This window comes from Mesorhizobium sp. LEGMi-168a (assembly GCF_058312955.1).
In genome coordinates, this window is sequence record NZ_JBZEGV010000009.1 from 158,964 (window position 1) to 182,725 (window position 23,762).

A 23,762-nucleotide genomic window follows, 5' to 3' on the forward strand; every position below is an offset into this window, starting at 1 on the left:
GCGCGTACGTCAAACTCAAATGTCGTGCTTGCGGATGTTCTTCAGCATCTTCTGCAGAATAGCGATCAGCGCGGCATATTCGGCATCGTCGACACCGTCGAACATGGCCTCGAAGGCGTCGTGCATGGCGGGCCAGGCGCGGGTGAACAGAGCGCGCCCGTCATCGGTCAGGAACACATGGCGAATGCGGCTGTCGGTGACGCCCTGCTCGCGCCGCACCAAGCCTTGGCCCTCAAGCGTGTCGAGCGTGCGGCTCAAGGTCGACTGCTCGATCACTGTGTAGACCGAGAGATCGTTGACGGTGACGCCGTCGGTGACCGAGAGCACGGCGAGCGCGCGCACCTGCGGAATGGTCAGGCCCTGCTTGCGGAAGTCCTCGCGCAAGGTCGCATTGTAACGGCCCATGATGCGGTTCATCAGATAGGGCGCGAATTGCTGCAGGCCGATCTGGCCGAGGGTCGAGATGCGCTGGCGCTTTTCGGGAAGCTTCTGTTCCATCACAGCCTCCCTGCCAAAAGGAAGCCGGAGCCGCCGCCAAGGCCGGCGCCCGGATGGGTGGAGGCGCCGATGTGGTAGAGGCCCTTGATCCCGGTCTCGTGGTTGCGGCTTGCCTTGAACGGCCGCCACAGGAAGGACTGGTCGATGGCGGACGAGCCGCCATAGGGATCGCCGCCGACGAGGTTGATGTTCATCGCTTCGAGATCGGCCGGCGAATAGGCGCGGCGCGCGATCACGCTCTCGCGGAAGCCGTCGATGTGATGGGCAAGGATCGCCTCGACCCTGTCGGCAAAGGCTTCGCGCAACGCGTCGCTCCATCGTCCGTCGGCCGGTGTCTCCAACCGGCCCGCCGCATCGCCCTTGATAACGCGCGGCGCCTCGGGCAGTTGCAGCCACAGGATCGCCTTGCCCTCCGGGCAGCGCGACGGGTCGAGCGCGTGCGGCTGGCCGACGCAGATCGTCGGCGCCTCCGGCAGCAGGCCGCGCACCGCCTCGTTGCAGGCTTTCGACACACCGTCGAGCCCCGGCGTCAGATGCAGCAGCGCCACCTTGTCGAGGCCCTCGCCGCGCCAGGCCGGTGGCCTGTTGAGCGCGTAGTGGATCTGGAAATTGCCCTTGCCGTAGCGATAATCGCGCGTCGCGTCGACATCGCGCTTTGGGGCCCCATCGCCGAGCAGGCGACCGTAAAGCTGGGTCGGCGTGACCGAGCAGATGACGCTCCTTGCCGCCGTCAGCGTCTCGCCGGAGGCGAGCTGAACGCCGATGGCGCGGCCACCTTTCTGAGCGATCGAGGCGACGTCGGCATTGACGCGGATTTCTCCGCCGCGCTCCTTGATCAGCGCCTCGAAGGCGGCGAGCAGGTTTTTCGCGCCGCCCTTGACGATCGGCGCGCCGGCGGCTTCCAGCGCGAAGGCGATGACCTTGGCGATCTGGCCGGAAAAGGCGTCCTCCGGCCCGAGTCCTGCATGCAGCACCCAGGGCGCCCAGAGCGCGCGGACGGTGTCAGACTTATAGGCGGTTTCCAACCAACCCCGCGCGGGCACCAGCGCCTCGCCGAGGAAAGCGGCAAGGTTGCGCGGGCCGCGCCGCCAGGCCTCGCCCGCCATGAGCTTCGTCGTCGGATAGGACCAGAGCGCCCCGCCGAGAAGGCCGAACAGCAGCCCGGCATTGCGTTCGACGCCGCCGACATCGCCGCCGTGGCGGTCGCCGTCTCCGGAGGCTATTCTATTCAGCGCTGCGACGTTGGCGGCGCGGTCGGTGGTGAGCACCACATGGCTGCCGTCGGGCCTGAGCACGCCGGTGGGCGTGGCGGTATGGCAGAACTCCAGCCCGTGCCGTGCAAGGTCCGTGCCCAGCGCAGCAAAGGCCGGGGAGGTGATGAACAGCACGAAGGTCGTCGCCATCACGTCATGGACGAAGCCGGGCGCGGTGATCTCCTCGGTGCGCATGCAGCCGCCGATGCGGTCGTTGCGCTCGAGCACGACCACCTTGGCGCCCTTGGCGCCGAGCATCGCCGCGCAGACCAGGGCGTTGATGCCGCTGCCGACGATGATGTGATCGGGGGCGGTCATTGGAGGGCGCTCCCGGATGACGGGAGGCCAATCGGGCTAAGCCGTGTTCCTTCGCGCCCCCCTCTGTCCTGCCGGACATCTCCCCCACAAGGGGGGAGATTAGCAGCTTCGGCGCCCCGCTCATTCCTGCGACGCTGTAGATTGGCGAAAGCCGTCGCGACATCCGATCTCCCCCCTTGTGGGGGAGATGTCCGGTAGGACAGAGGGGGGCGCCGTAGAGCGGCGACCCGGCAGAACTGCCGCCCCCACGTCTTCACTGCATCATTGCCCGCAAGCATGATCTTCTCCCGAAGACCGCCGCCTCGCCTATTTGCCCGGCACCAGCGCCAGCGCGCGGATCGGGCTGCCGGTGCCGTGCTCGATCTTGAGCGGAGCAGCGATCAGGATCGCGCCTTTCGGCGGCAGCTGGTCGAGGTTGCAGAGGCTGGCCAGCCCATAGCGGTTGGCCTTGTGCATCAGCGTGTGCGCCGGGAATGGCGGCTCCATGCCGCCGGCCTTGCCGGCATCGGTGCCGATCGTCTCGCTGCCCCAGCCCTTGATGTCCTTGGCTATCAGGAACTGAATGGCTTCCGCCGTCGGGCCCGGCGTGTGCGGGCCGGTCTCGTTGGCGTTGAGGAACTCGGCTTCCGAGCCGTTGCGCTTGTACCAGTCGGTGCGCATCACCACCCATTCGCCGGGATTGATGGCGCCATGCTTGGCTTCCCAGGCCTTGATGTGGTCGACGGTGAGCAGGAAGTCGTGATCGGCGGCGGCTTCCTTCGAGCAGTCGATGACGTTGACCGGGCCGACGAAATTCTGCGCCGGAATGGTGTCGGTGGCGCCGTCCGGATAGTCCTTGCCGGTGATCCAGTGCTGCGGCGCGTCGAAATGCGTGCCCGAATGCTCGCCGAGCTTCAGCCAGTTCCAGGCCCACCACGGGCCGTTCTTGTCGTACTTGGAGATGGAATGGATCTCGACCTTCGGCGTGTCGACGGCGAGCTCCGGCGGCAGCTTGATCAGCGGCGTGTCCGGCCCAAGTGGCGCCGACAGGTCGACCACCTTGATAGCGCCCGAAAGCAGCTGGCCGGCGACCTCGCCGAGGAGTTTTTGCGTGTCCATGGTCTTTGTTCCCTCTTGTTCGTGACGATCAAGGCTCGTTGCGGCCCTTAATATCCTACTAGACGAAAACATATGCATCTGCAATTATCTTTAAGCATAAAGCATTTTGGGGCAGGGCGTGAGCGAGTTCGACGCCATCTTTGTCGGAGCGGGCCACAACAGTCTGGCCTGCGCCGCGCATCTGGCGCTCAAAGGCTGGAAAATCGGGGTTTTCGAACGCAGCGCAGCAATCGGCGGCGCGGCCCGGACCGCCGAATACACGCTTCCCGGCTTCCGGCACGATTTCGGCGCGATGAATCTGAGCCTGTTCGCCGGCTCGGCCTTCCACCGGAAATATGCAAATGAATTGAAAAGCCACGGGTTGGAATTCGCGCCCGTCGCCGACTGTTTCGCCAGCGCCTTTCCGGACGGGAAATGGTTTGGCGTCAGCAACGATCTCGAAAAGACCGCGTCGCGGCTGGCCGCCTTTTCCGCCGCCGACGCCGCCACATGGCGCCGGCTGGTCGGCGCCTTTCCGGGCGAAGCCGAGCATCTGTTTCGTCTGCTGGGGTCGCCGATGAGCGCACGGGCGCTGGCCGGCACGGCCTGGAATCTCTGGCGCAAGAAGGGCATTGCCGGCGCGCTCGATACGGGTCGGTTGTTGCTGTCGTCACCGCGCGCGTGGCTGGAGGAAAATTTCGAAACGCCACATGTGCGAACGACGCTCGCCGCCTGGGGCATGCATCTCGACTTCGCCCCCGACATCGCCGGCGGCGCCGTGTTCCCGTACCTCGAATCGATGGCCAACCAGAGCTTCGGCATGGTGCTCGGCAAGGGCGGCGCCGACACCATCATCCGCGCGCTCGCCGGCATGGTCAAAACGGCCGGCGGCAAGATCTTCACCGGCGCGGACGTGGCCGAGATCACGGTTGCCGGCGGCCGGGCGAGCGGCGTGCGGCTGGCGTCAGGCGATTTCCATGTCGCCAGCAAGGCCGTCATTGCCGGCGTCGCGCCGGGAGCGCTTCCGGGCAAGCTTCTGCCCAATGGCTCCGGTGACGCCGCCTTCGATACGGCGATGAAAAAGTTCCGCCATGCGCCAGGGACGATGATGATCCATCTGGCGCTGGACGACCTGCCGGACTGGAATGCCGGCGCCGAGCTTCGCCAGTTCGCCTATGTGCACCTGGCCCCGTCGCTCGACGCCATGTCGCGCACCTACCAGCAAGCGATGGCAGGCATGTTGCCTGAACAGCCGGTGCTCGTCGTCGGCCAGCCGACGGCCGTCGATCCATCTAGGGCGCCGGAAGGCAAGCATGTGCTGTGGGCACAGGTGCGCATGCTGTCGGCCGAAATCACCGGCGATGCCGCCGGCAAGATCGCGCCGGGTCACTGGGACGCGGTCAAGGACGCCTATGCCGAGCGCGTGCTCGACATCATCGAGAGCTACGCGCCGGGATTGCGCAGCAAGATTCTTGGCCGCGCGATCTTCTCGCCGATCGACCTTGAGCGCGAGAATCCGAACCTCGTCGGCGGCGACCAGATCTGCGGCAGCCATCATCTGGCGCAGAATTTTCTCTTCCGCCCGGCACGCTCATTCGCGCGCTGGAACACGCCGGTCGCAAACCTCTACCTCACCGGCGCCGCGACATGGCCCGGCGCCGGCACGGGTGCCGGATCGGGCTTCATGCTCGCGCAACAGCTGGGAGGACACTGAGCTAAAAATTCCAGGGACTCTCAGTTTGAAAGTGGGCAAGGCGCGGTTGCCCACCAACCTGAACCGACCGAACGAAGAACGCCGCGCGGAACAATGACAACCAGCATTGGGACAACCAACAAAGGGGAACGACCATGACCATCAACAGACGCGATTTGCTTGGGTACGGCGCGGCGGCGATCGGCGCGGCGACACTCGGCCTGCCGAGGGCAGCGAAGGCGGCGGATGAGCTCACCATCGCCTACAACGTCAACCTGCCCTCCTGGGACCCGACGACCGGACCTTCGGCGGTGAACCCGACCATTCAGGGCCTCTACCAGTCGGTGTTCGACCAGATCATCGGCCAGAAGCCGGATCTCTCCTTCACGCCCGGCCTGCTCACCGAATGGGGCTGGAACGACGACCGCACCAAGGTGATGATGACGGTGCGCGACGGCGTGAAATGGCACGACGGCTCGCCCTTCACGGCCGAGGACGTGGTTTGGTCGCTGCAGCGTGCAGGCGACGAGAAGACCGGCAATCCGATCCAGTTCGTCTGGAAGAACGTGAACAACTTCAAGATCGACGGCAACAAGATCACCGGCGACGTCGTCCAGTTCGACCCGGTCTATTTCAAATGGATGTCGTTCCTGACCGGCTACATCCTGCCGAAGGCCTATTACGAGAAGGTCGGCGCCGAAGGCTTCGAGAAGGCGCCGATCGGCACCGGTCCCTATATGGTCGACAAATTCGAGCGCAACGCCTTCCTGCGGCTGAAGGCCAATCCGAATTACTGGGGCACCAAGCCGGCCTTCGAGAACGTGACCATCAAGTTCGTCACCGACGCGGCGAGCCGCGTCGCGGAGATCGAATCCGGCTCCTCGCAGGTGACGCTCGAAATTCCCTATGAGGAATATGACCGGCTGATCGCCAAGGACGGGCTCGCCGGCTCGATCAAGAACGTTTCCGACATCGGCATGATCTTCTTCAACGACATCGAGGCGATGCTGGACAAGAACGTCCGCCAGGCGGCCGTGATGGCGGTGGACAAGGAGCTGCTGGTCAAGCGGCTGCTGCGCGGCTACGGCCAGCCGATCGCGACGCTGGAGACGCCGGAATACGCGGCCTTCGATCCATCAATCAAGCTCGAGCACAATCCGGAAAAGGCAAAGGAGTTGCTCGCCGCCTCCGGCTATTCGCCGGAGAAGCCGGTGAAGTTCACGATACAGACGACCAAGGGCTTCAAGCCCAAGGACTACGAGATGATCCAGGCGATCGTCGGCATGTGGCGCAAGGTCGGCATCGAGGCCAATATCGAGGTCTACGAGATCGCCAAGCATTACGAGCTGCGCGCCGCCGACAAGCTGGCCCCGGCCGCCTTCTACAATTGGGGCAACTCGATCGGCGACCCGACCACCTCGACCGGCTTTGCCATGTACGGCCCGAGCCCGCATTCGGTATGGGACAGCCAGGACCTGATCGACATGATCAACCCGCTCTGGGGCGAAAAGGACGAGGCCAAACGCATCGCCGGCTGGAAGGCGGTCGACAAATACATCGCCGAGCAGGCCTATGTGCTGCCGCTGATCCAGTATGCGCAGCCGATCGTGCACTCGAAGAAGGTCAATGTCGTGCAGCACGTGTCCGGCGCACTGCTGCCGGCGCTGATGACCCCGGCCGCCTGATCGTCGGTCCTGGATTGCCACGCGCGCCGTCCGCAAGACGGCGCGCATTTTCATCCGGACATATGGGCGCATGCTGCTGCAAAGATTCCTCGTTCGTCTCCTGACGATGCTGGTGACGCTGTTCGGCGTCGCCGTCGTCGTCTTCGTCGTCATCCGCGTCGCGCCCGGCGACCCGATCGCGATGATGCTGCCGCCCGGCGCCAGCGATGACGACATCGAGCGGTTGCGGGCGCTCTATGGGCTCGACAAAAGCATCGTGCAGCAGTTCTTCATCTGGCTCGGCGGCGTGCTGCATGGCGATTTCGGCACCTCGATCTCGCTGCGCCAGGATGTGCTTGGCCTGGTCTTCAACCGGCTGCCGGCGACGCTGGAGCTGGCAACGGTGGCGCTGCTGATGGCAGTGGCGATCGGCGGTACGACCGCGATCTTCGGCGCGCGCTCACGCGGCACCGCGGTCGAGGCCGGCATCGACATCGCCAGCGGCGCGACGCTTTCCATTCCCGACTTCCTGTGGGGACTGGTGCTCATCCTGTTGTTCGGCGTGCTGGTGCCGGTGTTCGACATTTCCGGCCGGGTGTCGCCGCAACTCGACCTGCCCTTCGCTACCCAGTTCTATCTCGCCGAGAGCATTCTGCGGCTGCGCTTCGACCTCACCTGGGACCTGCTCAAGCATATGCTGATGCCGGCCGTCGCCCTGGCGCTGCCGCTGGCGGCGATCATCGCGCAGCTCTTGAAACAGTCGCTGAAGGAAGTGCTCGACCTCGACTATGTCGTGCTGGCCAGGGTGAAGGGTTTCTCCGAGACCCAAGTCATCCTGCGCGAGGCGCTGAAGAACGCGGCGCTGCCGACGCTGACACTGGTCGGCGTGCAGTTCACCTTCCTCATCGGCGGCACGGTGATCGTCGAACGGCTGTTCTCCTATGAGGGCCTCGGCAACATGGCGATCGACGCCGTCATCAACCGCGACCTGCCGCTGATCCAGGGCATCGTGCTGGTCTTCGCGCTGCTTTTCGTGCTGATCAACCTTGCGGTCGACATGATGTATACGCTGCTCAATCCGAGGCTGCGCCATGGATGAAGCACGCACCTCGCGACGTGGCCTGAGCCCGCGGCTGTGGCTGGCCGGCGGCTGGCTCCTGCTAGCGCTGCTTGCGGCGATCTTCGCGCCGCTGATCGCGCCGCAAGACCCGCTGGCGCAGGACCTGATGCTGGAGCGCCTGCCGCCCTTCTGGCTGGACGGCGCCGAGCCCGGCTATTGGCTGGGCACCGACAGTCTCGGCCGCGATCTCTTGTCGCGCCTGATCTTCGGCGGCCGCATCGCCTTCATCGTCGCCTTCGCCGCGGCGACTTCAGCGTGCCTCATCGGCTCGGCGCTCGGGCTGATCGCCGGCTATTTTGGCGGCTGGGCCGACCGCATCATCTCGCGCGTCGTCGATGTCTGGATGGCGTTCCCGCCGGTGCTGTTCGCCATCCTTCTGGTCGCGGTGCTGGGCACCGGCCTGAGCTCCGTCATCATCGCCATCGCCGTCATCGACTGGACGCGCTTCTGCCGCGTGATCCGCGCCGAGGCGATGAGCCAGGCGCGCATGGACTATGTCGAGAGCGCGCGCATCGCCGGCTACGGCCGCATCGGCATCATGCTGCGCGAGGTGCTGCCCAATGTGCTGCCTTCGGTGGTCGCGCTGCTGTCGCTCGAAATGGGCATCGCCGTCATCGTCGAGGCGATCCTGTCCTTCGTCAATCTGTCGATCTCGACCGACGATCCGACCTGGGGCGGGATCATCGCCGAGGGACGGCTGTCGATCCACCAGGCCTGGTGGGTGCTGGTGTTTCCTCTGGTCACGCTGATCCTCACCGTGCTCTCCTTCAGCCAGTTCGGCGAGGGATTGAAGGCGCGCTTCGACCCGGTGCTGCGATGAGCGCGTGCCTCGAAATCCGCTCGCTGAGCGCCGTGCTGCCCAACGGTCAGCGCGTGCTGCGCTCGGTCTCGCTTGCCGTCCGGCCGGGCGAAGTGCGGGCGCTGGTCGGCGAGAGCGGCGCCGGCAAGACGATGATCGGCAAGGCGGTGCTCGGCGTCCTGCCGAAAAGCGTGCGCATCGTCGAAGGCGAGATGCTGATCGAAGGCGAGGATCTCGGCCGGCTCGACGCAAAGGCGCGGCGCAATCTGATCGGCGCCCGCACGGCGCTGATCCCGCAGGATCCGCTCACCGCGCTCAACCCGTCGCGCCGCCTCGGCGCGCAGATGACCGATCGATTGGTCAGCATCCTCGGCTGGAGCGGCGAGAGGGCGGACAGCCGTATCCGCCAGTTGCTCGACGAGGTGCAGATCCGCGACCCTGAGCGCGTGCTGAAATGCTATCCGCATGAGCTTTCCGGCGGGATGCGCCAGCGCGTGCTGATCGCAGCGGCGTTCGCGGCGGAACCCAGGCTGATCGTCGCCGACGAGCCGACAACGGCGCTCGACGTCACCGTGCAGAAGCAGATCCTGCGGCTGATCGCGCAACTGCAGCGCGACCACGGCACGGCGATCCTGTTCGTCACCCACGACCTCGGCGTCGTCGCCAAGATCAGCCAGAAAGTGTCGGTGCTCTATGCCGGCAAGGTGGTCGAAGAAGCCGAAACCGCTCAGCTCTTCGCGGCGCCGCAGCACGCTTACACGCGGGCGCTGATCGCGGCGACGCCGCGCTACACCGATCCATACGCATCGCTGAAGCCGGTGGACGAGACCGTGCTCGCCGGGCTCACCGCCGAGATCGCCGTCGCCGACAAGGACTGGAGGCCCAGCCATGGCTGAGCCGCTGTTTTCCGTGCGCGGGCTGAAGGTGGCGCTGCCCGACATGACGCGCAAGCCGCTGATCGGCCGCGCGCCGCTGGCCGAGATTCTCAAAGGACTGGACTTCGACCTGCCGAAGGGGTCGGTGACCGGCATCGTCGGCGAATCAGGCTCGGGCAAGTCGACGCTCGGCCGCGCGCTGGTGCGGCTGATCGAGCCGAGCGCGGGCGCGATCAGCTTCGAAGGGCGCGACATCAGCCACCTTTCGGAAGCCGAGCTCAGGCCGCTGCGCCGCGACCTGCAGATGATCTTCCAGGACCCGATGTCCTCCCTCAATCCGCGGCACACGATCTTCAACATCATCGCAGCACCCTTGAGACAAAACGGGCTTGGCGACAGGCTCAAGGAGCGCGTGGCGGAGGCTTTGCAGCGCGTCGGCCTGCCGCAGAATTTCGCCAGCCGCTACCGGCACGAGCTGTCAGGCGGACAAAGGCAGCGCGTCGGCATCGCAAGGGCCTTGGCCTTGTCGCCGAAATTCGTGCTGGCCGACGAGATCGTCTCCGGCCTCGACGTCTCGACGCAGGCGCAGATCCTCACTCTGCTTGAGAAGCTGGCCACCGAGATGGGGCTGACGGTCGCCTTCATCAGCCACGATTTGTCGGTGATTAGGCGGCTCTGCCAACAGGTCATCGTCATGCGCGAAGGCAGGATCGTGGAATCCAGCGCCGCCGACGCGCTGTTCGACAACCCCAAAGAGGCCTACACGCGCGACCTGCTCGCCGCCATTCCGCTGCCCGAGATCGACGCGGACTGGCTGCGGCCGCCGGCGAAGGCGCCGGCATGAATTGAGCTTGATATCCGCATGCCGACCAGCGGGCCTCGGACGTGCGCGATGACAAGTCAGCCCGCCAATGGAGGGTGACATGAAATACGCACTGTGCGGCACGATGCTTGCCGCAATCTTGTTCGGCTCGATGGGAGCGGCCTCAGCCGACTCGATCCCCGGCATGCGCGGGCACGACCATACCGGCATCACCGTGCCCGACATGAAGCAGGCCGTCGATTTCTTCACCAACGTCGTCGGCTGCAAGAAGGCGATGTCCTTCGGTCCGTTCGCCGATGACAAGGGCACCTTTATGCAGGACCTGCTGGGCGTCGACCCCAAGGCCGTCATCGAGGAGATCACCCAGATCCGCTGCGGCTACGGATCGAATATCGAGCTATTCAAGTACACGGCGCCGGACCAGAAGGACGCGACTCCCAAGAACAGCGACATCGGCGGCTATCACATCGCCTTCTATGTCGACGATGTCGCCGCAGCGAAGGCCTATCTCGACGCCAAGGGCGTGAAGACAAGGCTGGGACCGCTGCCGGTCAAGGAAGGGCCGGCCGCCGGCCAGACCATCCTCTATTTCCAGGCGCCCTGGGGCCTGCAGCTCGAAGCGATCAGCTACCCCGAAGGCATGGCTTACGAGAAAGGCGCCGAGACGGTGCTTTGGAGCCCCAAGGATCCGTCGAAGTGACCTGTCCGCGATGCGCATTAGCAATTGTTCAATTATAAAACTTCAAGCTTGAAATAATTGCCCGCAGGCGCGATACTGACAGTTGGGAACGCCGGCCCTTGCCGGCGTTCCCTGGTGCGAAGAGGAGATCGCAAGACATGAAGGTTGCGGTTCTCGGCGGCGGACCGGCCGGACTCTACTTTGCCATCTCGCTGAAATTGCGCGACGCCGCGCATGAGGTGACGGTCTACGAGCGCAACCGTCCGGACGACACGTTCGGCTGGGGCGTGGTGCTGTCGGCCGAGACACTTGAGAACCTGACCAGGAACGATCCGGTCAGCGCGGTCTGGGTCAAGAAGCATTTTGCCTATTGGGACGACATCGCCGTCATCCATGACGGCGTGCGGACAGTCTCGACCGGTCATGGTTTCTGCGGCATCGGCCGCAAGCGGCTCCTGATCCTGCTGCAGCGCAGGGCGCGCGAGCTCGGCATCAAGATGATGTTCGAGACCGATATCTCCGACCCCCGCCCCTTCATGGAAACGCACAATCTGGTGGTCGCGGCGGATGGGTTGAACTCGAAGTCGCGCGCTGCCTTCGCCGATGTCTTCAAGCCCGACATCGACACCCGCAAATGCAAGTTCGTGTGGCTCGGCACGACGCAGAAATTCGACGACGCCTTCACCTTCATCTTCGAGAAGACGGAGCACGGCTGGGTGTGGGCGCATGCCTACCAGTTCGACAGCGAGACCGCGACCTTCATCGTCGAATGCAGCGAGCAGACTTGGGAGCGCTTCGGCTTCGGGGCGATGACGCAGCAGGAATCGATCGCGGTCTGCGAGCGCATCTTCAAAAAGCATCTCGGCGGCCATCCGCTGATGACCAACGCCAACCACATCAGGGGCTCGGCCTGGATCAACTTCCCGCGCGTGCTGTGCGAGCGCTGGTCGTACAAGAACCTGGCGCTGATGGGGGACGCCGCGGCAAGCGCGCATTTTTCGATCGGCTCAGGCACGAAGCTCGCGCTGGAAAGCGCTGTCGCGCTGGCCGACTATGTCGAGTCCGAACCCGATCTGGATGCCGCCTTCCGCAAATATGAGGATGCGCGGCGCACCGAGGTGCTGAAGCTGCAGTCGGCGGCGCGCAACTCGCTCGAATGGTTCGAGGAGGTCGAACGATATCTCGGCCTCGATCCAGTTCAGTTCAACTATTCGCTGCTCACCCGCTCGCAGCGCATCAGCCACGAGAATCTTCGGCTGCGCGACGCCGAATGGCTGGCCGGCGCCGAGGAGTGGTTCCAGCGCAAGGCCGGCGCCGGCGGCAACATGCTGCGCCGCGCGCCGATGTTCGCGCCGTTCAAGCTGCGCGACATGGCGCTCAACAACCGCATCGTCGTCTCGCCGATGGCGCAGTACAAGGCCGTCGACGGCTGCCCGACCGACTGGCATTTCGCCCATTATGCCGAACGCGCCAAGGGCGGCGCGGGGCTGCTCTATATCGAGATGACCTGCGTCAGCCCCGAAGGCCGCATCACGCCCGGATGCCCCGGCTTCTACAAGCCCGAACATGAGGTCGCCTGGAAGCGCCTGGTCGATTTCGTCCATGCCGAGACCGAAGCGAAAATCTGTGCCCAGATCGGCCATTCCGGCGCCAAGGGCTCGACCCGCCTCGGCTGGGAAGGAACGGACGAGCCGCTGCCTTCCGGCAACTGGCCAGTGATGGCGCCGTCGGCCGTGCCGTGGTCGCCGCAGAACCAGGTGCCGAAGGCGATGGTGCGCGCCGACATGGACAGGGTGCGCGGAGAGTTCGTCGCCTCGGCCGAGATGGCCGCGCGCTGCGGCTTCGACATGCTGGAGATCCATGCCGCGCATGGTTATCTGCTGTCCGCCTTCATCACGCCGCTGACCAACAGGCGCACCGACGACTATGGCGGCTCGCTGGAGAACCGCATGCGCTACCCGCTGGAGATCTTCCGTGCGGTGCGCGCGGTGTGGCCGGCCGGGAAGCCGATCTCGATGCGCATCTCGGCCAATGACTGGGTTGGCATCGAAGGCGTCACGCCGGCCGACGCGGTCGAGATCGCGCGGCTGCTGCATCAGGCCGGCGTGGACCTCTGCGACGTCTCGGCCGGCCAGACCACCATCGCCGCCAAGCCGGTCTATGGCCGCATGTTCCAGACGCCGTTCTCCGACCGCATCCGCAACGAGGTCGGCATGGCGACGATGGCTGTCGGCAACATCTACGAGCCCGACCATGCCAACTCGATCCTGATGGCCGGACGCGCCGATCTGGTGGCGCTGGCGCGGCCGCATCTCACCGATCCCTACTGGACGCTGCATGCTGCGGTGACACTCGGCGACCGCGGCGTCAAATGGCCGGATCCTTATCTGCGCGGACGCGACCAGATCTACCGCCTGGCCGAGCGCGAAGCGGCAGCGGGGCTCAAGGTATGAGCACCACTCCGGCAATCACCGGCAAACATGCGCTCGTCACCGGCGGCGGCACCGGTGTCGGCAAAGCAATTGCGCTGGCGCTGGCCGGCGCAGGCGTCAGCGTCACCATCTGTGGCCGGCGCGAGGCAGAGCTTGCCGAAGTCGCCAAGCAGAACGATCGCATCTTTGGCATCGCCGCCGACGTCACCGATGAAGCGGAGATGGGCGCACTCTACGAGAAGGCGGAAGCCGCGCGCGGTCCCATCGAGATCGTCGTCGCCAATGCCGGCATGTCCGGCAGCGCGCCGGCGCACAAGACGTCATTGGTCGAATGGCGGCGCACGCTCGACGTCAATCTCACCGGCGCATTCCTGACGGCAAAACCGGCGCTGGCCGGCATGCTGGCGCGGAAAACAGGCCGGATCATTTTCGTCGCCTCGACCGCCGGCCTGAAAGGCTACGCCTACGTCGCGCCCTATGTCGCGGCCAAGCATGGCGTTATCGGCCTGATGCGGGCTCTTGCCGTCGAGACCGCCAAATCCGGCGTCACCGTCAATGCCGTCTGTCCGGGCTTCGTCGAGACCGAAATGCTGGAGGTCTCCATCCAGCGCATTGTCGAGAAGACCGGCCGTCCCGCCGACGAGGCGCGGGCGAACCTTGAAGCGATAAACCCGCAAGGACGGTTCATCCAGCCGGAGGAAGTCGCGGCGGCGGTGCTGTGGCTGTGCAGCGATGCCGCGCGATCGATCACCGGGCAGGCGATCTCGGTCTCGGGAGGCGAGACATGGTAGCGGGACCGACATCCGCCGGGCCGGGTAAGGACAGGCTGCGCCTGTGGATCAGGCTGCTGCGTGCCTCGCGCACCATCGAGGCCGAGCTGCGCGAACGGCTGAAAAAAGAGTTCGACACCACGCTGCCGCGCTTCGATGTGATGGCGGCGCTTTACCGCTCGCCGGAAGGCATGCTGATGAGCGACCTGTCGCGCTTCCTTCTGGTGTCGAACGGCAATGTGACGGGCATCGTCGACCGGCTGGTGTCGGAAGGGTTGGTCACCCGCGCACGCCGCAACGGCGACCGCCGCACCTCGATGGTGCGGCTGACCGAGGAAGGCTCGAAGTCTTTCGCGGCAATCGCCGCCGCGCATGAGAGCTGGGTCGGCGAACTGCTCGGCACCGTCAGCGAGGACGAAGCGCGGCGGCTGACCGGTATGCTGAAATCGTTCCGCAGCAATTGGGAGGGACGCGAATGAGCAAGATGGCTGGGTTGAAGCCCAAGCACTTCCTCTGGGAGGTCGAAGGCAAGGTCGCGAAAATCCGGCTCGACCGGCCGGAGCGGAAAAACCCGCTGACCTTCGACAGCTATGCCGAGCTGCGCGACACGTTTCGCGACCTCGTCTATGCCGACGACGTCGATGCCGTCGTGTTCCTGCCCAATGGCGGCAATTTCTGTTCGGGCGGCGATGTCCACGACATCATCGGCCCGCTGGTCGAGATGGACATGAAGGCGCTGCTCGCCTTCACGCGCATGACCGGCGACTTCGTCAAGGCGATGCTTTCCTGCGGCAAGCCGATCATTTCGGCGGTCGACGGCGTAGCGGTCGGCGCCGGCGCGATCATCGCCATGGCCTCCGACATCCGCATCGCCACGCCGGAGGCGAAGACCGCCTTCCTGTTCACCCGCGTCGGGCTCGCCGGCTGCGACATGGGCGCCTGCGCGATCCTGCCGCGCATCATCGGCCAGGGCCGCGCCGCCGAGCTGCTCTATACCGGCCGCACCATGAGCGCCGCCGAAGGCGAACGCTGGGGTTTTTACAACAGGCTGGTCGATGCTGCGGCGCTCGAGGCCGACGCGCTCGACATGGCGGCGCGCATCGTCTCCGGCCCGACCTTCGCGCATGGCATCACCAAGACGCAGCTTAACCAGGAATGGTCGATGGGCCTCGACCAGGCGATCGAGGCGGAAGCGCAGGCGCAGGCGATCTGCATGCAGACCGGCGATTTCGAACGCGCTTACAAGGCGTTTGTGGCCAAGGAGAAGCCGGTGTTCGAGGGGAACTAGCGATGGATGCGTTACTGGCAACGTTGGCGGGACAGCGCCCCCCTCTGGCCTGCCGGCCATCTCCCCCACTTGGGGGGAGATCAGCGGTCATCTCAGCTTTCGCCAATCGCCAAAGCCGCAAGAATGGGCGGCGCGCCGAAACTGCCAATCTCCCCCCTTGTGGGGGAGATGTCCGGCAGGACAGAGGGGGGCGCCGTAGAGCGCAACGCTTTAAGCACTGCGGAGGCGCCAATGCCTGACCGTTCCTTCCTCGCCTGGCCCTTTTTCGAAGACCGCCATCGCGCGCTGGCCGAACAACTCGACGCCTGGTGCGCGAAGAACCTGCCGGTCGATCATCACGACGTGGACAGTGCCTGCCGAGCGCTGGTGGCGAAGCTCGGCCGCGACGGCTGGCTGAGCCCGACGGCGCTCGACCCGGATAGGCCGGGGCCGCTCGACGTGCGCACGCTCTGCATCACGCGCGAAACGCTGGCGCGTCATGATGGGCTCGCCGACTTCGCCTTTGCCATGCAGGGTCTCGGCACCGGCGCGATCTCGCTGTTCGGCACGCCGGACCAGCAGCGCTGGCTGGAAAAGACGCGGGCCGGTCGGGCGATTTCCGCTTTCGCGCTCTCGGAGCCACGTTCGGGATCGGACGTCGCCAATATGGAGATGACGGCTGTCCGCGACGGCGACGACTACGTGCTGTCGGGCGAAAAGACCTGGATCTCCAATGGCGGCATTGCCGATCTCTACGTCGTCTTCGCCCGCACCGGCGAGGCGCCTGGCGCCAAGGGGATTTCCGCTTTCATCGTGCCAGGCGACGCCAAGGGCCTCGGCGTTGCCGAGCGGCTGGAAGTGATCGCCCCGCATCCGCTGGCGCGGCTGTCGTTCGACAATGTTCGCGTCCCCGCTTCCGCCCTGATCGGCAAGCCCGGCGACGGTTTTCGCATCGCCATGTCGGTGCTCGACGTCTTCCGCTCGACGGTGGGAGCAGCGGCCCTCGGCTTCGCACGGCGCGCGCTGGATGAAAGCATCAAGCGGGTAGCCGACCGAAAACTGTTCGGCGCGCCGATGGCGGAGCTGCAAATGGTGCAAGGCCACATCGCCAACATGGCGCTCGATGTCGACGCCGCCGCCCTGCTCATCTATCGCGCCGCCTGGACCAAGGACATGGGGGCCGCGCGGGTGACGCGCGAGGCGGCAATGGCGAAGCTGTTCGCCACCGACAAGGCACAGGAAGTGATCGACAAGGCGGTGCAACTGCATGGCGGCGACGGCGTGCGCAAGGGCCACATCGTCGAGAGCCTTTATCGCGAGATCAGGGCGCTGCGCATCTACGAGGGCGCTTCCGACGTGCAGAAAGTGGTGATCGCCAGACAGGTCATGGGGGCGGCCTGACACCATGCCTTGCGAACCGCATTTGAAATAGGGGCTAGACATGCACACGATCCTGCAGCCGGAAGGCTGGGCCAAACCGATCGGCTATGCCAATGGTGTCGCCGCGCGCGGGCGGCTGGTTTTCATCGGCGGTCAGGTCGGCTGGAACGCCGAGTGCCGGTTCGAGACCGACGATTTCGTCGGCCAGGTGCGCCAGACGCTCGCCAACATCGCCGCGGTGCTGGCCGAAGCCGGCGGCGAGCCGCAGCACATCACCTCAATGACCTGGTATTTCACCGACAAGGCCGAATATCTCGCCAACCTCAAGGGGATCGGCGAAGCCTACCGCGCCGTCATCGGCCGGCATTTTCCGGCGATGGCCGCCATGCAGGTGGTGGCGCTGGTCGAGGACCGCGCCAAGGTGGAAATCCAGGCCACGGCGGTCATTCCGGAGTGACGGCTCGTCGAAGCTCCTCGGTTCTCATCTCGCCTCAGGTTGAATAGCCTGCACGCGCGCGGCCAACCAATTATTGAAGTCGGCGCCGCCCCTCATCTGGCTGCCGCCATCTTCTCCCCGTGAACGGGGAGAAGGGCGCTGTGATCATTGTTTTCGCCAATCGCCAACATTGCAGGACATGCGCCGACGTCGCGGCGAGCGGTCTTCTCCCCGTTCACGGGGAGAAGGTGCCGGCAGGCGGATGAGGGGCAGCGCGACGTTCGAATCCTTGATTCAATGGCTCGGCCCGCCAGCCCACCGGAACAGCTTGGCTCTTCATGCAATCTGTGATCAGATGATCACGCTTGCTTCGGCGGGCCACTTTGTGTTTTTCGCACATAGCTTGTGTTGCCAACCTAGGAAAGCAAAAGCGTGGCTCTGGGCTTCGAACCGGTATCGGGACGCATCACCGTCCAGGATGGCGTCTATCAACAGCTTCGCCATGCCTTGATGGTCGGCAGCTTCGATCCGGGACAGGTGCTGACCATCGCCTCGCTGGCCGAGGCTTTCGGCACTTCGAACATGCCGGTGCGCGAGGCGCTGCGACGGCTGGCGGCGGAGAACGCGCTGGAAATCTCGCAGAATGGCTCGGCCTGCGTGCCTGTCGTCACCCGTGCCCGGCTCGACGACCTCTGCCGGGCCCGCCTTGCCGTCGAGGGACTGGCCGCCGAGCTGGGCGCGCCGCGCCTGACCGCGGCCGAGATCGCCTCGCTGCAGAGGGTCACCGACGACCAGCAGGCGATCGGGCGCGACGGCAGCATCTACGAGCTGATCGCCAAGAACCAGCAATTCCACTTCACCATCTATCGCGCCTCCGGCTCCGACGTGCTGTTCCAGCTCATCGAGACGCTGTGGCTGCGCTTCGGTCCTTACATGCGGCTGTTGTCCAACCATGTCGCGCCGCTGATGCGGGCAGGCACCATGGAGCCCTCGGGCCGGCACGTCGCGATCATCGCTGCCATCAAAGACAAGGATTTCATCCGCGCGCGCGACGAGGTGGTGGCCGACATCACGGCAACGCAACAGACCCTGCGCACGATCTGCCCCGACGTGCCGGAGCCCAGGCCGGTCGATTTCGCGGCCTTCGGCAGGACGCCCTGACGACTGGTTCTCTACATTTGCGTTGGCAGGTCCCATGCTTTGGAGATTGGCCGGAACGCCCATTCTGTCGTCATCCTCCGGTCTGCGCCGCGTCGCTTCGCTCCTTGCTCCGCCCGAGGATGACGAACCTGTAGGCGATTCCTTCGCCCAATCTCCACGGTGTGCGATTTAGCAGCAGCTCCCTGGATCAAAACAATCGCGCATTTTTTGTCCACCTAACCGGCTTTCTCGACCTGCGGCGATTGATCCCTGTCCGGTTTTGTGATCACATGATCACAAGGGAGCGAGACAGCAAATGTCCGGCTATTTTCTCTACCATTCGATCGGCACTTTCCCCGGCAAGGCCGAGCGGATGGCCGCTGCGCTGACGGAATTTTCAGGCATCTGGTCGGCGGAAGACGATGGCCAATGGCCGACTGCCCTTGCCGCGCGGCAACGCTTCATCGATGCCTGGACACGATTGATCGAGGCGCCGCAAGGCGCGCTCACCACCGCCGAAAATGTTACCACCGCGCTCTACAGCCTGATCGGCGGCCTGCCGGCCGAGCGCCTGGCGGGAAAGCGGCTGCTGGTTGCGGGCGACTGTTTTCCGAGCCTGCATTTCCTGCTGGCGGGATTGGCCGAGCGTTTCAATTTCAAGCTGGACACCGTGCCGCTCAGGCCGGGCGAGAGTTGGGTGCGCGACGAGGATTTCATCGCCCGCTGGCAGGAGGACGTCGGGCTGGCGCTCATCACCTTCGTCACCTCGACGGCCTCGCATCGCTGCGATGTCGAGCGGCTTGCCGGGCATGGCCGCGCCATGGGCAGCATCGTCGGCGTCGACGTCACGCAGGGCATCGGCGTTGCGCCGTTTTCCGTTGCCGCGACGCCGGTCGATTTTGTCGTCTCGACCTCGCTCAAATGGCTTTGCGGTTCGTCGGGTGCGGGTATCCTACAGGTCGCACCGGATCTGCTGGCGACATGCCGGCCGGAGTTGCGCGGCTGGTTCAGCCAGCCGAACCCGTTCTCCTGGGATCTCGACGCCTTCACCTACGCCGACGATGCGCGGCGCTTCGATCACGGCACGCCGGCGATCCTGGCAAGCGTCGCCTCGCTGCCCGGGCTAGAATGGGTAGAAGAGACCGGCATCGACACGATCCGCGCACAGAATGTCACTCTCGTCGAACGCATCATCGGCGCTGCTCTGCAGAACGGCTGGGCGGTCCGTTCGCCGCTCGACGCTGCCGAGCGCGGCGGCAGCGTCATGCTCGGCCTGCCGCAAGGCGTCGAGCCGGCGAAGATCGTAGCCGCTCTGCGCAACGAGCGGCTCTACTGCGATGCGCGCGGCACGACGCTGCGGCTGTCGCCCGGCATGGTCACCGCGACCGAAGCAATCGATGCGCTGATCGCGCGGCTAAGGGAGCACATCGGTTCGCGGCATCGCCGCGCATCCTGATTGCAGGCACCGCCTCGCCTGCGGCGCCCGGGAGTTCGGCGCTGGAAGGGGCGGAAGGGAAATGCGTCACATTTGATGTGACCGAACCAGAGGGAAGCAAGATGTTGAAACGTCTAGGACTGATTGGGGTGATCGTCGCCGCCGGCGTCGCCTTCGCGGCGCCCGCCTTCGCCGACAAGATCATGGTGGGCGCCTACCCGGCCAACCCGCCATGGGAATACAAGACCGATTCCGGCGGCTTCGAGGGTTTTGAGATCGACGTCGCCAACGATGTCGCCAAGCGCATCGGCGCCGATGCCGAATTCCAGGATCTCGGCTTCCAGGCACTGTTCGCGGCGACCGCTTCCGGCCGCATCGACTTTGCGGTGTCGTCGATCTCGGTCACCAAGGAGCGGCTGCAGAACCAGGGCTTCACCCAAGCCTATTACGACAGCGACGGCACCATCGTCGGCAAGGCGGATTCCGCCATCAAGTCGCTTGATGACCTGAAGGGCAAGACCATCGGCGTCATCGCCGGCTCGACCGGCGAAGCCTACATGAAGGAAAACGCCGCCAAGCTCGGCGTTGCCGAGACCAAGAGCTACAACGCCCAGCAGGACCTTTTGCTTGACGTGCAGAACGGCCGCATCGACGGCGGCGCCGGCGAGCTCGCCGGCTTCCTGTTCGCCATCAAGCAGATGCCGGCGCTGAAAATCCTGGTGCGCATCCCGACCGGCGAGCGCTTCGCGATGATGACCAAGAAAGGCCATCCGCTGCTGGAGAAGGTCAACGACGCCATCAGCGAAATGAAGAAGGACGGCACGATGGCCGCGATCCACAAGAAGTGGTTCGGCGTCGATCCGGAAGCCGGCACCAGCACGGTGACGCCGGGACCGATCCCGCAATAAGCCGGCTAATCACAACCTTCAACGAGGGCGACAGCAACAGCTGGCGCTCTCGCTTCGACCATTTGGGTCCGCCAGCAGGGCGGGCTTTGTCTCGCGGGTGATGCCGATGGAACTGATCGACACCTTCTTCAACTGGGGCATCCTGGTCCGATCGTTTCCGATCCTGATCCGCGGGCTCGGCAACACCATTCTGCTCGGCTGCGCCGCGATCGTCTTCGGCACCATTGCCGGACTGGCGATCTGCCTGGTGCGGCTCTATGCGCCGAAGCCGCTGAGACGGCTGGCGACGCTTTACATCGACATGTTCCGCGCGCTGCCGATCCTGGTGGTGCTGATCCTGATCTACTACGCCCTGCCCTTCATCGGCATCCGCTTGTCCTCCTTCGTCTCGGCCGCGCTGGCTCTGTCGCTGGTGCTCGCCGCCTTCACGGCGGAGGTCTGCCGCGCTGGCATCGAGAACATCCCGAAAGGCCAGTTCGAGGCGGCCGCGGCACTCGGCCTGCCCTTCTGGGTCGCCATGCGCAAGGTCGTCCTGCCGCAGGCGATCCGCGTCGTCATCCCGCCGCTCACCAGCAACTGCGTCTCGGTGTTCAAGGACACCGCGCTCGCGTCGGTCGTGGCGATGCCCGATCTCCTGAAGCAGGCGACCGACGCGCAGGCGCTGATGGCCAATCCGACTCCGCTGATCGGCGCCGCGATCATCTATCTCGCCTTCCTGTGGCCGCTGGTGCGACTGGTCGGCTACCTCGAAGAGCGCGGCAAGGCCAAGTCCGGCGCGCACTAACCCTACCCGCATAGCATTCGTGACCTGAAGGAGACTCCCGTGAACCAGCACCATGTTTCGAAAGCGCCGGAGAGCGCCGCTTCGTTCCCGGTCGAAAAAATCCGCGCCATGTTCCCGGCACTGCAACAGGCGGGCGACTTCATCTTCATGGACAATGCCGCCGGGGCGCAGATCCCGCAAAGCGTGCTCGACGCGGTGACCAACCATCTGGTCGGCCACAATGTGCAGCGCGGCGGCCGCTATGGCCGCAGCGTCACCGTCGACCAGTCGGTTGCCGAAGCGCGCGAAAGCGTGGCGCTTTTGATCAACGCCTACAGCCCGTCCGAAATCTGCTTCGGCATGAACGCCACCTCGTTCATCCGCCTGGTCAGCCTCGGCATCGGCCAGATGCTTTCAAAGCAAGCAAGTGGGGGACGCGACGAGATCGTCATCACCGACATGGACCACGACGCCAACATCGCCACCTGGCTGGCGCTGGAACAGGCCGGCGCCAAGTTCAAATGGTGGCGCATGCGCGAGGACGGCAACCTGCATGTCGACGACCTCAAGCCGCTGGTGTCGGACCGTACGCGGCTCGTCGCCTGCACGGTGACGGCGCATTCGATCGGCTCGATCGTCGATGTCGCTTCGGTCGCCAGGATCGCGCATGCGGCTGGCGCGGAAGTGTTCCTCGACTGCGTGCATTACGGGCCGCACGGGCTGATCGACGTGCAGGCCTGGGACTGCGACTATCTCGTCTGCTCCGGCTACAAGAATTTCTCGCCGCATATGGGTTTTCTGTGGGGCCGCTTCGAAACGCTGAAACGGCTGCCGACCTTCCGCGAAGACTTCATTCCCGACGAGCCGCCCTACAAGGTCGAGGCCGGCACCTTCATCTACGAGAATGTCTCCGGCATGGATGCCGCGGTGCGCTACCTGGAATCGGTCGGCCGCAATCTGCTCCCCGAGAACAACCGCTCGCGCCGCGACAACATCGTCGCCGGCATGAACGCGATCCGCGACTACGAACTGATGCTCGCGCGAGAGATGCTCAAGGTGCTGAAGGATTGCGGCGCGACGATCTACGGCGTCGCCGATGAAGCCCGTATCCACGAGCGCGTGCCGACGTTCTGCTTCAACATCGGCAAGCTCTCGCCGCAACGGATCGTCGAGGAGATGTCCGCCCTGCAGATCGGCATCCGCGACGGCCACATGTATGCGCCACGGCTGATGAAGCGGCTCAACCTGTCGATGGACAGCGGCGCCATCCGCGCCTCGCTGGTGCATTACAACACGGTGGAAGAGGTGCACCGCTTCGGCGAAGCGCTGCGGGCGATTGTTGGGAAGCTGTCGTGATCTGATCTCTTCGAGCGCCGTGGCTGTGGATAGCCTTCGAGATGCTGGCGGGACAGCGCCCCCCTCTGTCCTGCCGGACATCTCCCCCACAAGGGGGGAGATTGGATGTCGCACCGGCTTTCGCCAGTCACCAACGTCGCAGGAATGGCGCCGTCGCCAAAGCTGCCAATCTCCCCCCAAGTGGGGGAGATGTCCGGCAGGACAGAGGGGGGCGCGAAGGATCCCGGCCTATCCCTTCGTCAGGCCGCCCTCTTCGCCAGCCTTGCCTTGATCGAGGCGATGTCGGCGCGGGGCGTCGCGGCGAACAGCGTCTTGGTGTAGCCGTGCTGAGGATTGGAGAAGACTTCATCGCGCGGACCGTATTCGACCGCTTCGCCGAAATACATCACCATCACGTCGTCGGCGATGTAGCGCACCACCGACAGATCGTGGCTGATGAAGACGTAGGTCAACTTGAACTCGTCCTGCAGGTCGGCGAGCAGGTTGAGCACCTGCGCCTGGACCGAAAGGTCGAGCGCCGATACCGGCTCGTCCAGCACCAGCAGGCTGGGATTGAGCATCAGCGCGCGGGCGATGGCGATGCGCTGGCGCTGGCCGCCGGAGAACATATGCGGGTAGCGATTGTAGTGCTCGGGCCCGAGGCCGACCTTCTTCAGCATCTTCATCGCCAAGTCGCGGCGTTCCTCGGCCGGCTTGTCGGTGTTGATCAGCAGCGGCTCGCCGAGCACGTCGCCGATCTTCTGGCGCGGGTTGAGCGACCCGTACGGATTCTGGAAGACGATCTGCACCTTGCGGCGCATCTCCTTGGTCAGCCCGTCCCTGGCGATGTCGACCTTGTTGCCGTCGATGAACAGGTCGCCCGCCGTCGCCGGGTCGATCAGCGTGATGATGCGGGCAAGCGTGGACTTGCCGCAGCCGGATTCGCCGACGATGGCGAGCGTCTTGCCCTTCTCGACGCTGAAGGAGACCCCCTTCACCGCATGCACCGTGCGCGCCGGGCGGAACAGGCCGCCGCCGACATGGTAGTCGCGTTTGATGTTCTTGCCTTCGACAACCTTGGTCATGCGCCGGCTCCG

22 protein-coding genes are annotated in these 23,762 nt (G+C 65.0%); 18 read left to right on the forward strand and 4 right to left on the reverse strand.

The annotated features are described in order from the left end of the window. Positions 1-15: 15 nt before the first annotated feature. The 3 genes from AC4FWB_RS15175 to AC4FWB_RS15185 form a co-directional block, all read right to left on the reverse strand. Positions 16-498, reverse strand: coding sequence for a MarR family winged helix-turn-helix transcriptional regulator (locus tag AC4FWB_RS15175; protein WP_491026954.1), 483 nt, complete (start codon positions 496-498; stop codon positions 16-18). Further along, positions 498-2,069: a phytoene desaturase family protein gene (locus AC4FWB_RS15180; protein WP_491026955.1), complete on the reverse strand. Its 1,572-nt coding sequence runs from the start codon at positions 2,067-2,069 to the stop codon at positions 498-500. Before AC4FWB_RS15180 ends, AC4FWB_RS15175 begins: the two co-directional genes overlap by 1 nt. A 306-nt stretch (positions 2,070-2,375) precedes the next feature. After that, the gene (locus AC4FWB_RS15185) at positions 2,376-3,167 is read right to left on the reverse strand and encodes a cyclase family protein (RefSeq protein WP_491026956.1); all 792 of its coding nucleotides are present in this window, start codon (positions 3,165-3,167) and stop codon (positions 2,376-2,378) included. Between the two features lie 118 nt (positions 3,168-3,285). Between AC4FWB_RS15185 and AC4FWB_RS15190 the strand changes: the two genes are divergently transcribed. From AC4FWB_RS15190 to AC4FWB_RS15275, 18 genes are all read left to right on the forward strand, one after another. Beyond that, positions 3,286-4,860 carry a phytoene desaturase family protein gene (locus tag AC4FWB_RS15190; RefSeq protein ID WP_491026957.1) on the forward strand — a complete coding sequence of 525 codons (1,575 nt, stop codon included), beginning with the start codon at positions 3,286-3,288 and terminating at the stop codon, positions 4,858-4,860. Positions 4,861-4,994: 134 nt separating this feature from the next. Beyond that, on the forward strand, positions 4,995-6,524 hold the full coding sequence (locus tag AC4FWB_RS15195) for an ABC transporter substrate-binding protein (RefSeq protein WP_491026958.1): 1,530 nt from the start codon (positions 4,995-4,997) through the stop codon (positions 6,522-6,524). A 70-nt stretch (positions 6,525-6,594) separates the two neighbouring features. Further along, positions 6,595-7,602 carry an ABC transporter permease gene (locus tag AC4FWB_RS15200; protein ID WP_491026960.1) on the forward strand — a complete coding sequence of 336 codons (1,008 nt, stop codon included), beginning with the start codon at positions 6,595-6,597 and terminating at the stop codon, positions 7,600-7,602. Further along, positions 7,595-8,443: an ABC transporter permease gene (locus tag AC4FWB_RS15205; protein ID WP_491026961.1), complete on the forward strand. Its 849-nt coding sequence runs from the start codon at positions 7,595-7,597 to the stop codon at positions 8,441-8,443. The genes AC4FWB_RS15200 and AC4FWB_RS15205 overlap by 8 nt, the downstream gene beginning before the upstream one ends. Next, positions 8,440-9,318, forward strand: a complete 879-nt coding sequence (locus AC4FWB_RS15210) for an ABC transporter ATP-binding protein (RefSeq protein ID WP_491026963.1) — start codon at positions 8,440-8,442, stop codon at positions 9,316-9,318. Before AC4FWB_RS15205 ends, AC4FWB_RS15210 begins: the two co-directional genes overlap by 4 nt. Beyond that, positions 9,311-10,141, forward strand: a complete 831-nt coding sequence (locus tag AC4FWB_RS15215; protein WP_491026964.1) for an ATP-binding cassette domain-containing protein — start codon at positions 9,311-9,313, stop codon at positions 10,139-10,141. The genes AC4FWB_RS15210 and AC4FWB_RS15215 overlap by 8 nt, the downstream gene beginning before the upstream one ends. A gap of 79 nt (positions 10,142-10,220) precedes the next feature. Further along, entirely contained in the window at positions 10,221-10,820 is a 600-nt protein-coding gene (locus AC4FWB_RS15220; RefSeq protein ID WP_491026965.1) for a VOC family protein, read from the forward strand. Positions 10,821-10,957: 137 nt separating this feature from the next. Further along, positions 10,958-13,252, forward strand: a complete 2,295-nt coding sequence (locus AC4FWB_RS15225) for a bifunctional salicylyl-CoA 5-hydroxylase/oxidoreductase (RefSeq protein ID WP_491026967.1) — start codon at positions 10,958-10,960, stop codon at positions 13,250-13,252. Further along, positions 13,249-14,022, forward strand: a complete 774-nt coding sequence (locus AC4FWB_RS15230) for an SDR family NAD(P)-dependent oxidoreductase (RefSeq protein ID WP_491026968.1) — start codon at positions 13,249-13,251, stop codon at positions 14,020-14,022. The genes AC4FWB_RS15225 and AC4FWB_RS15230 overlap by 4 nt, the downstream gene beginning before the upstream one ends. Next, complete coding sequence (locus AC4FWB_RS15235) at positions 14,016-14,480, forward strand: MarR family winged helix-turn-helix transcriptional regulator (protein WP_059189765.1); 465 nt, start codon at positions 14,016-14,018, stop codon at positions 14,478-14,480. Before AC4FWB_RS15230 ends, AC4FWB_RS15235 begins: the two co-directional genes overlap by 7 nt. Further along, positions 14,477-15,289, forward strand: coding sequence for an enoyl-CoA hydratase family protein (locus tag AC4FWB_RS15240; RefSeq protein WP_491026969.1), 813 nt, complete (start codon positions 14,477-14,479; stop codon positions 15,287-15,289). Before AC4FWB_RS15235 ends, AC4FWB_RS15240 begins: the two co-directional genes overlap by 4 nt. A 231-nt stretch (positions 15,290-15,520) precedes the next feature. Beyond that, complete coding sequence (locus tag AC4FWB_RS15245) at positions 15,521-16,669, forward strand: acyl-CoA dehydrogenase family protein (RefSeq protein WP_491026970.1); 1,149 nt, start codon at positions 15,521-15,523, stop codon at positions 16,667-16,669. Between the two features lie 40 nt (positions 16,670-16,709). Continuing rightward, positions 16,710-17,105, forward strand: coding sequence for a RidA family protein (locus tag AC4FWB_RS15250; protein WP_491026971.1), 396 nt, complete (start codon positions 16,710-16,712; stop codon positions 17,103-17,105). A gap of 411 nt (positions 17,106-17,516) precedes the next feature. Next, positions 17,517-18,245, forward strand: a complete 729-nt coding sequence (locus tag AC4FWB_RS15255; RefSeq protein ID WP_491026972.1) for a GntR family transcriptional regulator — start codon at positions 17,517-17,519, stop codon at positions 18,243-18,245. A gap of 295 nt (positions 18,246-18,540) precedes the next feature. Then, on the forward strand, positions 18,541-19,680 hold the full coding sequence (locus AC4FWB_RS15260; protein WP_491026973.1) for an aminotransferase class V-fold PLP-dependent enzyme: 1,140 nt from the start codon (positions 18,541-18,543) through the stop codon (positions 19,678-19,680). A 101-nt stretch (positions 19,681-19,781) separates the two neighbouring features. Beyond that, on the forward strand, positions 19,782-20,567 hold the full coding sequence (locus tag AC4FWB_RS15265; RefSeq protein WP_491026974.1) for an ABC transporter substrate-binding protein: 786 nt from the start codon (positions 19,782-19,784) through the stop codon (positions 20,565-20,567). A 106-nt stretch (positions 20,568-20,673) separates the two neighbouring features. After that, positions 20,674-21,351 carry an amino acid ABC transporter permease gene (locus AC4FWB_RS15270; protein ID WP_292345203.1) on the forward strand — a complete coding sequence of 226 codons (678 nt, stop codon included), beginning with the start codon at positions 20,674-20,676 and terminating at the stop codon, positions 21,349-21,351. 39 nt (positions 21,352-21,390) lie between these two features. Further along, a complete protein-coding gene (locus AC4FWB_RS15275) occupies positions 21,391-22,686 on the forward strand; it encodes a cysteine desulfurase-like protein (protein WP_491026975.1) in 1,296 nt (431 codons plus the stop codon). Positions 22,687-22,925: 239 nt separating this feature from the next. On the opposite strand, the gene AC4FWB_RS15280 is transcribed toward AC4FWB_RS15275, so the two are convergent. Next, entirely contained in the window at positions 22,926-23,750 is an 825-nt protein-coding gene (locus AC4FWB_RS15280) for a dipeptide ABC transporter ATP-binding protein (protein WP_491026976.1), read from the reverse strand. Positions 23,751-23,762: the final 12 nt, after the last annotated feature.

Bases quoted from the DNA above. Each gene is read 5' to 3' on its own strand.
- AC4FWB_RS15230 (WP_491026968.1), top strand. From the start codon at position 13,249: ATGAGCACCACTCCGGCAATCACCGGCAAACATGCGCTCGTCACCGGC.
- AC4FWB_RS15205 (WP_491026961.1), top strand. From the start codon at position 7,595: ATGGATGAAGCACGCACCTCGCGACGTGGCCTGAGCCCGCGGCTGTGG.
- AC4FWB_RS15195 (WP_491026958.1), top strand. From the start codon at position 4,995: ATGACCATCAACAGACGCGATTTGCTTGGGTACGGCGCGGCGGCGATC.
- AC4FWB_RS15210 (WP_491026963.1), top strand. From the start codon at position 8,440: ATGAGCGCGTGCCTCGAAATCCGCTCGCTGAGCGCCGTGCTGCCCAAC.
- AC4FWB_RS15200 (WP_491026960.1), top strand. From the start codon at position 6,595: ATGCTGCTGCAAAGATTCCTCGTTCGTCTCCTGACGATGCTGGTGACG.
- AC4FWB_RS15260 (WP_491026973.1), top strand. From the start codon at position 18,541: ATGTCCGGCTATTTTCTCTACCATTCGATCGGCACTTTCCCCGGCAAG.
- AC4FWB_RS15225 (WP_491026967.1), top strand. From the start codon at position 10,958: ATGAAGGTTGCGGTTCTCGGCGGCGGACCGGCCGGACTCTACTTTGCC.
- AC4FWB_RS15180 (WP_491026955.1), bottom strand. From the start codon at position 2,069: ATGACCGCCCCCGATCACATCATCGTCGGCAGCGGCATCAACGCCCTG.
- AC4FWB_RS15235 (WP_059189765.1), top strand. From the start codon at position 14,016: ATGGTAGCGGGACCGACATCCGCCGGGCCGGGTAAGGACAGGCTGCGC.
- AC4FWB_RS15270 (WP_292345203.1), top strand. From the start codon at position 20,674: ATGGAACTGATCGACACCTTCTTCAACTGGGGCATCCTGGTCCGATCG.
- AC4FWB_RS15240 (WP_491026969.1), top strand. From the start codon at position 14,477: ATGAGCAAGATGGCTGGGTTGAAGCCCAAGCACTTCCTCTGGGAGGTC.
- AC4FWB_RS15220 (WP_491026965.1), top strand. From the start codon at position 10,221: ATGAAATACGCACTGTGCGGCACGATGCTTGCCGCAATCTTGTTCGGC.
- AC4FWB_RS15245 (WP_491026970.1), top strand. From the start codon at position 15,521: ATGCCTGACCGTTCCTTCCTCGCCTGGCCCTTTTTCGAAGACCGCCAT.
- AC4FWB_RS15185 (WP_491026956.1), bottom strand. From the start codon at position 3,167: ATGGACACGCAAAAACTCCTCGGCGAGGTCGCCGGCCAGCTGCTTTCG.
- AC4FWB_RS15280 (WP_491026976.1), bottom strand. From the start codon at position 23,750: ATGACCAAGGTTGTCGAAGGCAAGAACATCAAACGCGACTACCATGTC.
- AC4FWB_RS15250 (WP_491026971.1), top strand. From the start codon at position 16,710: ATGCACACGATCCTGCAGCCGGAAGGCTGGGCCAAACCGATCGGCTAT.
- AC4FWB_RS15175 (WP_491026954.1), bottom strand. From the start codon at position 498: ATGGAACAGAAGCTTCCCGAAAAGCGCCAGCGCATCTCGACCCTCGGC.
- AC4FWB_RS15265 (WP_491026974.1), top strand. From the start codon at position 19,782: ATGTTGAAACGTCTAGGACTGATTGGGGTGATCGTCGCCGCCGGCGTC.
- AC4FWB_RS15215 (WP_491026964.1), top strand. From the start codon at position 9,311: ATGGCTGAGCCGCTGTTTTCCGTGCGCGGGCTGAAGGTGGCGCTGCCC.